This window comes from Cyanobium sp. Morenito 9A2 (assembly GCF_024345575.1).
Lineage (GTDB): Bacteria > Cyanobacteriota > Cyanobacteriia > PCC-6307 > Cyanobiaceae > ATX-6F1.
Map to the genome: position 1 here is coordinate 291,690 of NZ_JAGQBJ010000001.1, position 12,042 is coordinate 303,731.

13 protein-coding genes and 1 pseudogene are annotated in these 12,042 nt (G+C 61.4%); 11 read left to right on the forward strand and 3 right to left on the reverse strand.

Annotated elements, in window-relative coordinates; all coding sequences use genetic code 11:
* Positions 1–20: 20 nt before the first annotated feature.
* From KBY88_RS01560 to KBY88_RS01605, 10 genes and pseudogenes are all read left to right on the forward strand, one after another.
* Positions 21–362, forward strand: coding sequence for a helix-turn-helix transcriptional regulator (locus KBY88_RS01560; RefSeq protein ID WP_254938125.1), 342 nt, complete (start codon positions 21–23; stop codon positions 360–362).
* Positions 363–448: 86 nt separating this feature from the next.
* On the forward strand, positions 449–763 hold the full coding sequence (locus KBY88_RS01565) for a nucleotidyltransferase family protein (protein ID WP_254938126.1): 315 nt from the start codon (positions 449–451) through the stop codon (positions 761–763).
* Positions 760–1,011: a HepT-like ribonuclease domain-containing protein gene (locus KBY88_RS01570; protein WP_254938127.1), complete on the forward strand. Its 252-nt coding sequence runs from the start codon at positions 760–762 to the stop codon at positions 1,009–1,011. The genes KBY88_RS01565 and KBY88_RS01570 overlap by 4 nt, the downstream gene beginning before the upstream one ends.
* An 84-nt stretch (positions 1,012–1,095) precedes the next feature.
* A complete protein-coding gene (locus KBY88_RS01575; RefSeq protein WP_254938128.1) occupies positions 1,096–1,278 on the forward strand; it encodes a hypothetical protein in 183 nt (60 codons plus the stop codon).
* Between the two features lie 8 nt (positions 1,279–1,286).
* Positions 1,287–4,355: a type I restriction endonuclease subunit R gene (locus KBY88_RS01580; protein ID WP_254938129.1), complete on the forward strand. Its 3,069-nt coding sequence runs from the start codon at positions 1,287–1,289 to the stop codon at positions 4,353–4,355.
* On the forward strand, positions 4,345–5,547 hold the full coding sequence (locus KBY88_RS01585; protein WP_254938130.1) for a restriction endonuclease subunit S: 1,203 nt from the start codon (positions 4,345–4,347) through the stop codon (positions 5,545–5,547). The genes KBY88_RS01580 and KBY88_RS01585 overlap by 11 nt, the downstream gene beginning before the upstream one ends.
* A gap of 210 nt (positions 5,548–5,757) precedes the next feature.
* Entirely contained in the window at positions 5,758–6,276 is a 519-nt protein-coding gene (locus KBY88_RS01590; protein ID WP_254938131.1) for an ATPase, read from the forward strand.
* The gene (locus KBY88_RS01595) at positions 6,273–6,476 is read left to right on the forward strand and encodes a hypothetical protein (RefSeq protein ID WP_254938132.1); all 204 of its coding nucleotides are present in this window, start codon (positions 6,273–6,275) and stop codon (positions 6,474–6,476) included. Before KBY88_RS01590 ends, KBY88_RS01595 begins: the two co-directional genes overlap by 4 nt.
* A pseudogene (locus KBY88_RS01600) lies at positions 6,473–8,086 on the forward strand (type I restriction-modification system subunit M). Before KBY88_RS01595 ends, KBY88_RS01600 begins: the two are co-directional and overlap by 4 nt.
* Positions 8,087–8,321: 235 nt before the next feature.
* Positions 8,322–8,693: a hypothetical protein gene (locus KBY88_RS01605; protein ID WP_254938133.1), complete on the forward strand. Its 372-nt coding sequence runs from the start codon at positions 8,322–8,324 to the stop codon at positions 8,691–8,693.
* Positions 8,694–8,893: 200 nt separating this feature from the next.
* Here KBY88_RS01605 and psbA read toward each other — a convergent pair whose 3' ends face one another.
* Positions 8,894–9,970 (reverse strand): photosystem II reaction center subunit D1, encoded by a 1,077-nt coding sequence (psbA, locus tag KBY88_RS01610; protein WP_254938134.1) that lies wholly within the window; start codon positions 9,968–9,970, stop codon positions 8,894–8,896.
* A gap of 127 nt (positions 9,971–10,097) precedes the next feature.
* Here psbA and KBY88_RS01615 point away from each other — a divergent pair, with 127 nt between their 5' ends.
* A complete protein-coding gene (locus tag KBY88_RS01615; protein ID WP_254938135.1) occupies positions 10,098–10,595 on the forward strand; it encodes a DUF3122 domain-containing protein in 498 nt (165 codons plus the stop codon).
* A gap of 8 nt (positions 10,596–10,603) precedes the next feature.
* Here the strand turns inward: KBY88_RS01615 and KBY88_RS01620 are convergent, their stop codons facing one another.
* Together KBY88_RS01620 and KBY88_RS01625 are read right to left on the reverse strand one after the other, a co-directional pair.
* Positions 10,604–11,581, reverse strand: coding sequence for a sulfate/molybdate ABC transporter ATP-binding protein (locus KBY88_RS01620; protein WP_254938136.1), 978 nt, complete (start codon positions 11,579–11,581; stop codon positions 10,604–10,606).
* A gap of 70 nt (positions 11,582–11,651) precedes the next feature.
* Complete coding sequence (locus KBY88_RS01625; protein ID WP_254938137.1) at positions 11,652–11,936, reverse strand: DUF7219 family protein; 285 nt, start codon at positions 11,934–11,936, stop codon at positions 11,652–11,654.
* Positions 11,937–12,042 lie beyond the last annotated feature (106 nt).

Below are 12,042 nucleotides of genomic sequence, written 5' to 3' on the forward strand. Positions count from 1 at the left end.
CCTGCCAACGTCCGCTGCCCATGGCCAAGGCCAGCCCCATCGTTCGGCATCCCGCCGCGGCCCTGGAGCAGAGCCTGGAACGCCTGGGCCGGAACATCCGCACGGCCCGGCTGCGGCGCGGCTGGCGCCTGGAGGATGTGGCGGAGCGCCTGGGGGTGACGCGCTACACGGTGGCTGATGTGGAGAAAGGCAAGCCCGGCACCTCCGTGGCGGCCTATCTGGGGGCGCTCTGGGCCCTGGGGTTGCTCGATCAGCTGGCGGAGGTGGCCGATCCGGACCTTGATGAGGAAGGCAAAGCTCTGGAGGGGGCCCGCAGCCCGAAGCAGGCCCCGCGCCGCCGCCGTCTTGACGACAACTTCTGACCAGGGCGGCTGAGCAGGAGTGCTTCGTCTCCGTGGTGCTGCCTGACCACAGGCAACCACCTGAAGTCCTCGGCCAGAATGCGCGCATGGATGCATCACGTTTCCCAGTTCCCTCGCTTTCACAGCGGCTGCAGGCCGCCCGCAAGGAGGTGTTGGCGGTGGCTGAACGCCATGGAGCTCACAATCTGAGGATTTTTGGCTCGGTGGCTCGTGGGGTCGACCGACCAGATAGCGACCTTGATTTGTTGGTGGACCTTGACCGAGGCCATTCCCTGCTGGAGGTGATCGCCTTGCAGCAGGAGCTGCAATCCCTGCTGCAGTGCCGTGTTGATCTTGCCGAACCCGATCAGCTGCATCCAACGATCCGCCGCCAGGTGATCGCGGAAGCCAGGCCATTGTGAGCAATGACCTGCTTTATCTCGAAAGCATTGCTGAAGCATTGGAAAGAATCCGTTGCTACACGCAGGATGGCTCCGCCAGCTTTCGTCAGTCAACACTCCACCAGGACGGTGTGATCCGCAACCTGATCGTTCTCATTCACGACGACCTGCGCGTGAATCTTGAGCAGGTATGGGAAACCGTGGATCGCGACCTGCCGCCCCTGAGACTTTCCATCCGTTCGATCATCGCCCGCGAATCTGCCGGCTGAACCGGCTAGAGATCAGCGCCCATCCCCCCAAAACCGCCCCACCCCAGCCAGACTCACCCCAGCGCCGCCCCAGCTGATCCCTCAATGCCCGATCAGGCCCAGCCGAGTGATGTCCTCGAAGGCCTCCAAACGCTCGTCGACCACGCCCCGCTGATCGTCGCCAGGCGCCTCTGTGCTGTGGGGGACGCCGAGCCGAACTGCAGCCAGGCGGGCCAACGGCGCCGCCTCGATCGCGCAGCCAAGAGCTTCGCGCCCTCCTTGCTTTGAACAACGCCATGGCATCGGAGAAGGCAGCTGTTGATCAACCCCAGACTCTGCCGTTTCCTGGCATCAGCGAGGAAGCGATTGAACGCGGCTTGATTGAAAAACTGCAAAGCCTGAAATACGACTATCGCCCTGATATCAAGACCCGCTCTAGCCTCGAAGCGAACTTTCGCGAGCGATTCGAGGCACTCAATCGCATTCAGCTCACCGATGGCGAGTTCGCCCGGCTGTTGGATGAGATCATCACGCCCGATGTCTTCATCGCCTCCAGGATCCTGCGCAGCATCAATGCCTTCACGCGCGACGACGGCACGCCGTTGAACTACACATTGGTGAACATCAAGGATTGGTGCAAGAACCACTTCGAGGTGATTCGCCAGCTCCGCATCAATACAAAGGACAGCCACCACCGCTACGACGTCATCCTTCTGATCAACGGCGTGCCGGTGGTTCAGATTGAGTTGAAGACCCTCGGCGTGAATCCGCGGCGGGCCATGGAGCAGATCGTTGAGTACAAAAACGATTCCGGCAACGGTTACACCAAGACGCTGCTGTGCTTCATGCAGCTCTTCATCGTGAGTAACCGCGATCGCACCTATTACTTCTCCAACAACAATAGGCCTCACTTCGTCTTCAATGCCGACGAGCGCTTCCTGCCCGTCTATGAATTCGCCGGCGAAGACAACCAGAAGATCACCCACCTCGATGATTTCTCCGAGCATTTCCTCAAGAAGTGCGACCTTGGCCGCACCATCAGCCGCTACATGGTGCTGCTCGCCGGCGAGCAGAAGCTGATGATCATGCGGCCCTATCAGGTGTATGCCGTGCAGCACCTGGTGAGCTGCATCGACGACGACAACGGCAACGGCTTCATCTGGCACACCACCGGCAGCGGCAAGACGCTCACCTCCTTCAAGGCCTCCACCCTGCTCAAGGAAAACGAGCACATCCACAAATGTGTCTTCGTGGTGGATCGAAAAGACCTCGACCGCCAGACCCGCGAGGAGTTCAACCGCTTCCAGGACGGTTGCGTGGAAGAAAACACCAACACCGCCGCCCTGGTGCGCCGTCTGCGATCCAACGACTTTGCCGACAAGGTGATCGTCACCACGATCCAGAAGCTCGGCCTGGCGCTGGATGACAACAGCAAGCGCAACAAGCAGCGCAGCAGCAACGGCCAGCCCACCTACACAGAGCAGCTCGCCGGCCTGAAGGACAAACGCCTCGTCTTCATCTTCGACGAATGCCACCGCTCGCAGTTCGGCGACAACCACCGCGCGATCAAAGCCTTCTTCCCCAGGGCCCAGCTCTTCGGTTTCACCGGCACGCCGATCTTTGAGGCCAATGCCTCCTTGCAGAAGATCGAGAACACCCAGGCCTCGATGCGCACCACGGCAGACCTCTTCGAGAAGCAACTCCACGCTTACACCATCACCCATGCCATCGAGGATGGGAATGTTCTGCGCTTCCACATTGATTACTTCAAGCCCAAACTTGGGGCCGAAGGCACCCCGCCCCGGCCAGGAGAAGCGCTATCGAAACGGGCCGTCATTGAGGCCATCCTGGCCAAGCACGATGCCGCCACCGCCGGTCGCCGCTTCAATGCGATCCTCGCCACCGCCTCGATCAATGACGCCATCGAGTACCACGGCCTGTTCCAGACCATGCAGGCGGAGAAGGCGCGCAGCGATCCCGGCTTCAAACCGCTGACCATCGCCTGTGTGTTCTCCCCGCCAGCCGAGGGCGATCCTGATGTGAAGCAGATCCAGGAAGACCTGCCCCAGGAGCAGGCCGACAACGCGGTGGACCCCGAGGGCAAGAAGGCGGCGCTCAAGGCCATCCTCACGGACTACAACGCCCGCTATGGCACGAATCATCGCCTCAGCGAGTTTGATCTCTATTACCAGGATGTGCAGAAGCGCATCAAAGACCAGCAGTGGCCGAATGCCGACTATCCCCCAGCGCAGAAGATCGATATCACGATCGTGGTGGACATGCTGCTCACGGGCTTTGATTCCAAGTTTCTGAACACGCTCTACGTGGACAAGAACCTCAAGCACCACGGCTTGATCCAGGCCTTCTCGCGCACCAACCGCGTGCTCAATGGCAGCAAGCCCTACGGCCACATCCTCGACTTCCGCCAGCAGCAGGACGCCGTGGATGCCGCCATCGCCCTGTTCTCCGGCGAAGCATCCAGCGAGCAGGCCCGCGACATCTGGCTGGTGGAGAAGGCGCCCGTGGTGATCCAGAAACTGGAAGCGGCCGTGCAGAAGCTCCATGGCTTCATGGCCTCCCAGGGCCTGGCCTGCACCCCCTCGGCCGTGGCCAATTTGAAGGGCGCTGCCGCCAAGGCGGCCTTCATCACGCACTTCAAGGAGGTGCAGCGGCTGAAAACCCAGCTCGACCAATACACCGACCTAACCGAAGAAAGCAAAGCCACCATCGAGCAGGTGCTGCCCAAGTCCAACCTGCTGGGCTTCAAGGGCCAGTACCTGGAAACCGCCAAACAGCTCAAGGAGGTTCAGGGCAAGGGCGATGACGACGGCGCCAGCACCAACCCCGTCGACCAGCTCGACTTCGAGTTCGTGCTCTTTGCCTCCACCGTGATTGATTACGACTACATCATGGGCCTGATCGCCCGCTTCTCGGCCAGGGAACCGGGCAAGTCGAAGATGAGCCGCGAGGAACTCATCGGCCTGATCAGCGCCGATGCCAATTTCATGAACGAGCGTGATGCCATCGCCGAGTTCATCGGCACACTCAAGGCCGGCGAGGGTCTCAGCGAGCAAGCCATCCGCGACGGCTACAGCCGCTTCAGGGCGGAACAATCAGCCGCTGAACTCGCCGCCATCGCCAGCCGGCACCGTCTCGACACGGCTGCCCTAAAAGCGTTCGTGGACGCCATCCTCGAGCGCATGATCTTCGATGGCGAACAGCTCAGCGACCTCCTGGCCCCGCTCCACCTCGGCTGGAAAGCCCGCAGCCAGGCCGAACTCGCGCTCATGGACGAGTTGGTTCCCCTCCTCAGCCAACGCGCCGGTGGGCGCACCATCTCAGGGCTCAGTGCGTATGAGCAGTAAGACGATGACAACTGGCAGGAAGGAAGAGGTACCAGCCAGGCTGGTGCCGAGGCTGCGGTTTCCGGAGTTTCGGAAAGCAGCGGAATGGGCCGTTAAGCCCTTCGATGATCTCTTCATCGTTGGAAACGGCAGGGACTACAAGCATTTGGAGGCAGGCGATGTTCCAGTTTATGGTTCCGGCGGCTACATGCTCTCGGTAAACGATCATCTCTGCGATGGCGAAAGCGTTTGTATTGGCAGAAAGGGAACAATCGACAAACCTATGTTTCTGACCGGACGCTTTTGGGCGGTGGACACTCTATTTTATACCCATTCGTTCAAAGAATGCCTGCCTAGGTTCATCTTCGCAATTTTTCAGCAAATCGATTGGTTGAAGCACAATGAGGCTGGTGGAGTGCCAAGCCTCTCAAAGACCAATATCCAGAAGATTCCAACAGCGGTACCTAGCCTCCCTGAACAACAAAAAATCGCCGAGTGCTTGAGTTCGGTGGACGAGCTGATGGCCGCCCAAGCCCGGAAAGTGGACGCGCTCAAGACCCATAAAAAGGGGCTGATGCAGCAGCTTTTCCCCCGCGAAGGCGAAACCCAACCCCGTCTTCGCTTCCCCGAGTTCCGAAATGCTGGGGAGTGGGAGCCGCTTACTCTTGGGTCTGTTTGCAGTTCATTTAGTGGAGGAACACCAAGCACTACCAAGCCTGAATACTATGAAGGGGACATCCCTTTCATAAGGTCAGCAGAGATTGCGAGAGATAGAACTGAGCTTTTCTTGACTCGCGAGGGCCTTGCGAATTCAGCATCGAAGATTGTTGCCAAGGGAGATGTCTTAGTCGCGCTGTATGGTGCCAACAGCGGTGATGTCGCAATCGCCAAAATTAGTGGTGCGATAAATCAGGCAATCTTGTGCCTGAAGTCTAAAGTGAGTAACGCCTTCATTTACCAGTTCTTGAGCTTCAAGAAGGACTGGGTTGTGGCGACCTATCTCCAGGGTGGGCAGGGGAACTTGTCGGGGGAGATCGTCAAGTCCATCTCCGTGTGTTTCCCCTTACCCGCGGAACAACAACGCATCGCATCCTGTCTGAGCAGCCTCGACGAGCTGATCATCGCCGAAACCCATAAGCTCGAAGCGCTCAAGACCCACAAGCAAGGGCTGATGCAACAGCTGTTCCCATCCCCGGCGGAGGCGGATGCATGAGCTGTCAGAGTTCATCGGAAATGGTCAGGGATCCCTTGAACACTCAAGCGCGATCGGGCCATGAGGCCACCGTCAAGCCATCCTTGACAGTTGATGTTGAACCAGGCTGCGGGCCAACGACCGAGAGATCCTCGGTCGTTCAGAACGATCAAGCATGAGCGAACTGACCCGCTTCCACACAGACATCAAGGCCGGCCCTGAGGCAGCAGGATGACGAAAAAGATCATCATCATCGCCGGGCCAAACGAGGCGGGTAAAACGACCTTTGCCCGTTCGTTTCTGCCACAGGAGGCGCAATGTCCGCGCTTCATCAACGCGGACTTGATTGCGGCGGGGCTCTCGCCCTTTGCGCCGGAAGCAGCCGCGCTCAAAGCCGGGCGCTTGATGCTGGCAGAGATCGACGCGTGCGTTCGCAAAGGGGAGAGCTTCGCCTTTGAGACGACACTGGCCGGGCTGGCCTACGTGGGCCGTCTTCATCAATGGCGAGAGGCTGGCTACCACGTCAGTCTCTTCTTTTTGCACCTGCCCGATGCAGAGATGGCCATTGCGCGTGTGGCAGAGCGCGTACGACAAGGCGGGCACCACATTGAAGAGGCGGTGATTCGCCGCCGGTTTGAGGCAGGCCGGCGTAACCTCGAGGAAGTCTACAAGCCCGTTGTGGACACCTGGGCAGAGTATGAGAACGTTGGCGAAGAGCCGACCCTTTTGCAATGGGGAGAAAACCAATGAGCGCCAACGACATTTCCAATGCCAAAGACCCTGACCTGCGGGCCTCCTTAGGTGCCCTGCGGCGGGCGGCCCAACAGGCACGTATGACAGCCATCCAGACTCAGACGAACCTCGTGATCGTCAAGGATGGGCGTATGCAGCGCATTTCGGCAGATGAACTTCGCCAACAGGCAAAAGCCGAGCAGACCCCGCAGGCATGACCACCACCAACCAAAAGCAACTCGGCAGCACGCTTTGGGCGATCGCCGACCAATTGCGCGGGGCGATGAACGCGGACGACTTCCGCGATTACATGCTCTCCTTCCTCTTCCTGCGCTACCTGTCCGACAACTACGAGCTGGCAGCGAAAAGGGAGCTGGGCAGCGATTACCCAGAGCTGGAACATGACAGCTATCTGGTGCCACTGAAGATTTGGTATGAACTCAACCCTGAGGATGTTGATGCTTTCGAAAAGCAGATGCGCCGGAAAATTCACTATGTGATTCAGCCAACCTACCTATGGAACAGCATTGCCCATCTGGCGCGCACCCAGAATGGTGAACTCCTGAACACGCTTCAGGCTGGCTTTCACTACATCGAAAACGAATCCTTTAAGAGCACGTTTCAGGGGCTGTTCGCGGAGATCAACCTGGCTTCCGACAAGCTGGGGCGCACCTACGCGGATCGCAACGCCAAGCTCTGCACCATCATCACCAAGATTGCCGATGGGCTGTCGGAGTTTTCGACGGACATCGATTCACTTGGGGATGCTTATGAGTATTTGATCGGGCAGTTTGCCGCTGGTTCGGGCAAGAAGGCGGGAGAGTTCTACACCCCGCAGCAGATATCCGACATCCTCTCCGGCATCGTCACCCTCGACAGCCAGGAACCCAAAAGCGGAACGAAGCAGCGACTGGAGAGCGTGCTGGACTTCGCCTGTGGCTCCGGCTCTTTGCTTCTCAACATCCGTACGCGGGTGAAAAAAGCGGGTGGCACCATCGGCAAGATCTTTGGCTAGGAAAACAACATCACCACCTACAACCTCGCCCGCATGAACATGCTGCTGCATGGGGTGAAAGACACGGAATTTGAGATCTTCCACGGCGACACCCTGCTGAACGAATGGGACATGCTGCGCGAGCAGAACCCGGCCAAAAAGCCAAGCTTTGATGCCATTGTTGCCAACCCGCCCTTCAGCTACCGCTGGGAACCCACCGACGCCCTGGCCGATGATGTGCGCTTCAAAAGCCACGGCATGGCCCCGAAATCCGCCGCAGACTTTGCTTTTCTGCTCCACGGCTTTCACTTCCTGAAAGACGAAGGCGTGATGGCCATCATCCTGCCCCATGGAGTGCTGTTCCGTGGCGGAGCCGAAGAACGCATCCGCACCAAGCTGCTCAAAGACGGCCACATCGACACCGTGATTGGCCTCCCCGCCAATCTCTTCTACTCCACCGGCATCCCGGTCTGCATTCTCGTGCTCAAGAAGTGCAAGAAGCCCGATGACGTGCTCTTCATCAATGCCGCCGAGCACTTTGTCAAAGGGAAGCGCCAGAACCAATTAACTCAGGAGCACATCAACAAGATCCTCCACACCTATCAGCAGCGGGAGGCAGAACCTCGTTACTCCCGCCGCGTGGAGATGGCGGAGATTGAAAAGAACGACTTTAATCTGAACATCTCCCGCTACATCAGCACGGCCGTCGCCGAGGAGGAGATCGACTTGCTGGCCGTTCATTCCCAGCTGGCCTCCCTGGAGCAATCGATCCGTGATGCCCGGGACAAACACAATGGGTTCCTGGAGGAATTGGGGCTTCCCCCTTTGCTGTGACGGCCAGGCTGAGCCATCCAGACACCATGACCCTGCCTGCCCCGGCGTTTACATCGGCGAAGCCGAACCCCTTGGGAGCCGCCTGGAGCAGCACCAGGCCAAGGAGTTCTGGACCACGCCTAGGCCTTCACCTCTCAGGATGGCTACCTCAACAAGGCCCCTGCCCACCCTGCTTGCTCTACGCACCTGGGTGTGAGCCACCTGTGGCACTAACAGATGCAACCGCCCCAGCCCCTTGGCCACCCGCGCCGTCTACTCCTTCACCGGCTTTCCCAGCGCTTCGGTGCGCCATCTCTACCTCCACCACGACGGCTACCCCACCGGCGCCGCCTGGCGGTTCGCCACGGCCCGGCGCCTCAGCCCTGAGGCCGCCTGCTTCCTGGCCTCGTTTCTGGCCACCCAGCCCCAGGCGGAACCTCTGAGCGCCCCCGGGCAGGCCGCCGATGCCGAGTACCGCTACCGGGTGCAGTTCCTCCCCGGCACCGATCTCCAGCTCGAGGTGCAGTGCTGGCGTCGGCTGCCGGGCGGCACCATCTGGCAGCCCCGTTGCGGGCCGATGACCCTGGAGCTGTTCATCCGGCGCTTCCTGCCTGGGGAACCCCCGTGATCCCGCCCGTCGATCTCAGCGCGCTTCCGCGGTTGTGGGCTCCACCGGCGAGACGGCCAGCGCGGCGAGGGCCATCGGTCGGCGGCTCCGGGCGAAAGGGTGGAAACGGACGGACAGGTGGATGAGGAAGACGGGCCCGGAAGGATCCGGGCCCGGCAGGAATTCAAAGAGCGGATGGCTGGGCGGGAGTCAAAGTCCGACTAACCGATCGCTGGCGCGCTGAGCGCCACGGGGGGCGCGGCAGACGCAGCCAGATCCATAGGGAAGTTATGAACGTTGCGCTCATGCATCGTCTCGATCCCCAAGCCGCCGCGGTTGAGGATGTCAGCCCAGGTGTTGATCACGCGGCCCCGCTGATCGAGAACGGAGTGGTTGAAGTTGAGGCCGTTGAGGTTGAAGGAGAAGCTCACCACCGCCAGGGCGGCGAACCAGATGCCCACCACCGGCCAGGCGGCCAGGAGGAAGTGGAGTGAGCGGCTGTTGTTGAAGGAGGCGTACTGCACGATCAGGCGGTCGAAGTAGCCGTGGGCGGCCACGATGTTGTAGGTCTCCTCTTCCTGGCCGAACTTGTAGCCGTTGTTGAGGGATTCGGTTTCGGTGCTCTCCCGCACCAGCGAACTGGTGACGAGCGAGCCATGCATGGCGGCGAACAGGGCGCCACCGAAGACACCCGTCACACCGAGCATGTGGAACGGGTGCATCAGCACGTTGTGTTCCGCCTGCAGCACCAGCATGAAGTTGAAGGTGCCGGAGATGCCCAGGGGCATGCCGTCGGAGAAGGAGCCCTGGCCGATCGTGTAGATCAGCAGCACGGCGGTGGCGGCGGCCAAGGGCGCGGAGTAGGCGAGGGCGATCCAGGGGCGCATCCCGAGGTGGTAGCTGAGTTCCCACTCCCGGCCCATCCAGCAGAAGATGCCGATCAGGACGTGGAAGATGATCAGCTGATACGGGCCGCCGTTGGAGAGCCATTCATCGCGGCTGCTGGCGGCCAGACCGGATAGACGCGCAGACCGACGGCGTTGCTGGAGGGCACCACGGCCGCTGTGATGAGGTTGTTGCCGTAGAGCAGACCGCCGGAGACGGGTACGCGGATGCCGTCGATGTCGACGGGGCGCGCCGATGAAGGCGATCACGAAGGCGATCGTTGCCGTCAGCAGGGTGGGGATCATCAGCACGCCGAACCAACCCACGTAGAGGCGGTTGTCGGTGCTGGTGACCCAGTCCTTGAAGGCGGTCCAGGGGTTGGCCCTTGGGGGGCGCAGGGACGTTGTCGTCAACGCTCGGGCACGGAGAACCGGCGTCGCCGGGCTGAACCGGTTGGGACGACCAACCGCTTCGGCCACCGCCGTCCTTTCTAACAACACTACTGTAAAAATGTCATAAAAATTTAAGAGTGATATGGGTGTGTCTGCTCGTCGGCGTCGCCCGAGGCTCGGCGCCCTGCTCTCGGGCGTGTTGCTGGCCCTGGTCGTCCTGCTGCAGGCGGCGCCGGCTTGGGCCGCCGTTCCCCAGCGCTGGACCATCGCTGATTCCCATGGCGATCGCTGGCAGCTGCTGCTGGTTGAGCCGTTCGATCCCGCCGCTGCCGGCGATGGGCGCCTGCGGCTCAATGGCCTCAGCCCCGGTGCCCAGACCGATCACGCCGCCGCGCTTCAGCTCAGCGATGCAATGGGCGGGCAGTGGCCCCTGGGTAACCGCAGCGCTGAACGCGTGCCGAGCGGGGCCCCAGTGCTCCCGCCTGGATCGGCCCAGTTCGATCTGGGGCGACCGGAGCCCGGCCCCAGCGCGTTTCTCCCCCTCCAGCTGCGGCTGACCATGGCCGATGGCAGCATTCGCCGGCTGCCCATGGCTCCCGGTTGTGTGCGGGCCCTCAGCGACCTCTGGGCTGGTGCGTCCCCCTGAGCCCTTGATCAGAACCGTCGCCCCTGCTTCGGGCGCACGTGCAGCCGATCGCCGGGTTGGAGCCGGTTGTGGTCAACGCTGTCGCGGGAGAGCTGGGCGACGATCTTCTCGCCGTTGTCCAGCTGCAGCTCGGCGAAGAGATCACGGCCCAGGTGGGTCACCCGGTTCAGCTGGGCCGGCAGGCTGCCGATTTCGGGCCCCTCCAGCAGCATCAGATCGTGGGGCCGCACGAAAATGTCGGCCTTGGCCCCCTGGCTGCTGGGGTCTGGAAGCCGGTTCACCTGGCCCACGAAATTGAGCACGAACGGTGTGGCCGGGTGGTCGTAGATCTCCGCGGCGGTGCCGATCTGCTCGATGTGGCCCCTGTTGATCACCACGATCTTGTCGGCCACCTCAAAGGCCTCCTCCTGGTCGTGGGTGACGAACATGGTGGTGACCTTGGTCTCCTCCTGCAGGGTGCGCAGCCACACCCGCAGCTCCTTGCGCACCTTGGCATCGAGGGCGCTGAACGGTTCATCCAGCAGCATCAACTTCGGCTTCACCGCCAGGGCCCGGGCCAGGGAGACCCTCTGGCGTTGGCCGCCGGAGAGCTGGGAGGGGTAGCGGTTGCCGTAGCCCTGCAGCTGCACCAGGTTGAGCAGTTCTTCGACCCGCCAGCGGATCTTGTCTTTGCTCCAGCGGCGCAGCTCCAGGCCGAAGGCGATGTTCTCGCGCACGCTGCGGTGCTTGAAGAGGGCGAAGTGCTGAAACACGAAGCCGACGTTACGCTCCTGCACCGAGCGGGCGGTGGCCTCTTCGCCATTGATCCAGACCCGGCCGGCATCGGGGGCGTCGAGGCCGGCGATGATCCGCAGCAGTGTGCTCTTGCCGCAGCCCGACGGGCCGAGCAGGGCAACCAGGGAGCCGGTGCCGACGTCCAGGCTGAGGTCGTCGACGGCCGTCAGGCCGCCGAAGGCCTTGGTGACGTGGCTGACGCGGATGCCCATGGACGACCGGGATCGGATGGACCAAGCGCAGCCGCTCTAAAGAGCGATAACAACGGTGGCATACCGATGTTTACTCGCTTTGGGGGCGCTCCAGCAGGCTGTTCTTGCTCGACTTGAGTGATTTCCAGATCGCCTTTATCTCCGCATAGGCCTCCTCCTGGCTCACTTTGCCGTTGCCCTGAAGGCCCACGATCAAGCCCACCCGTTCGGCGAACTGCTCCAGGTTCTGGTGGAAGGCCAGGCGTTCCGGGCTCCAGTCGGCGCCTCGGTAGCCACTGTGGCCCTCCAGTGGGGAGCGGGTACCGGCATTGCTGAGCGGATCTCGCACGTTGGGGTCGCCGTCAGAGGGACTCAAGCGTTCATCCACGTCGAACGGGTTACGGAGGCGATCAACCAATCTGGCGTGCGGCCCCGGGCCTGGGAGTGCGGTGGATCACACGAAGGGCCGACCTAGCCTGGGG